We start from the raw sequence: 1,032 nt of genomic DNA, 5'->3' as shown, positions 1-1,032 counted from the left end.
GGCAAAGGGGACGCGATAGCCGCGGGGGACCCGGCAGCACCGGCCGGCACCGCCTCCGTGGTGCCGGCCGGCCGCGTGCGGTCGGGACGAGCTCCGTCGAGCGGACATCCATCCGGATGACGGACGCCGGCCAGCTACTCTGGCGGGTGACACAGCCCGATCCCAGCCGAGGAGCCATGTGCCACGCCAGGGAACAGGACCGGACTTCATCGAGGCGCTGGCCCGGGGCCTGGAGGTCATCGCCGCGTTCCGGCCCGGGCGACCGGCGATGTCGCTGTCCCAGGTCGCCGGCGCGACCGGACTCGCCAGGCCGACCGCCCGCAGGATCCTGCTCACCCTTGAGGAGCTCGGCTACGTCCGGTCGTGCGAGGCGGGGTTCGCACTGACCCCGAGAGTGCTGGAACTCGGCGTCGCGTATGTGCGCTCCATGGGCCTGTGGGACATCGCCCGGCCCCACATGGAGCGGCTCGTGGAGCGGACCGGCGAATCGTGCTCCGTGGCCCAGCTGGACGGATCCGACATCGTCTACGTCGCGCGCGTGGCCGTCCCGAAGCTCGTGACCCTGTCGGTGCAGATCGGAACGCGCTTCCCGGCACTGCCGACCTCCCTGGGCAAGGTGCTGCTCGCGGCGCTGCCGGCCGATGAGCTGGAACGCGTCCTCGCCGAGCCGTCGCGCTCAGGGCTGTCGCCGTCCTGGCAGCCCGACCGGGAGGAGCGCGACGCGGCCCTGCGTGAGGTGCGGGCCCGCGGCTGGGCGCTCACCGACGAACAACTCGCGCACGGCATCCGGTCGGTCGCCGCCCCGCTGCGGGACGGCTCCGGCCGGGTCATCGCGGCGCTCAACGTCAACTGCCATGCCGCCGAGACGTCGGTCGAGCGGCTCGTCGAGGCGCATCTGCCGCTGCTGCTGCAGACCGCCGGAGACATCAGCGCGGATTTCGCCCGCGTCGCGGCGGTACCGCACATCTGAGGGCACGGCGGCCGATGCCAGGACGGGCGGGGTCCAGCCGGGGCACCGTGACCCGCCTCAGC

Annotated in this window: 1 protein-coding gene; it reads left to right on the top strand. The window is 73.4% G+C overall.

All coding sequences use genetic code 11. The features are described from left to right. The first annotated feature begins 178 nt into the window (after positions 1-178). Positions 179-970 carry an IclR family transcriptional regulator domain-containing protein gene (locus AQJ91_RS48400; protein ID WP_067036839.1) on the top strand — a complete coding sequence of 264 codons (792 nt, stop codon included), beginning with the start codon at positions 179-181 and terminating at the stop codon, positions 968-970. The last annotated feature ends 62 nt before the right edge of the window (positions 971-1,032 follow it).

The organism is Streptomyces dysideae (assembly GCF_001514305.1).
GTDB classification, from domain to species: domain Bacteria; phylum Actinomycetota; class Actinomycetes; order Streptomycetales; family Streptomycetaceae; genus Streptomyces; species Streptomyces dysideae.
This window is presented reverse-complemented; position numbering and strand designations above follow the sequence as displayed.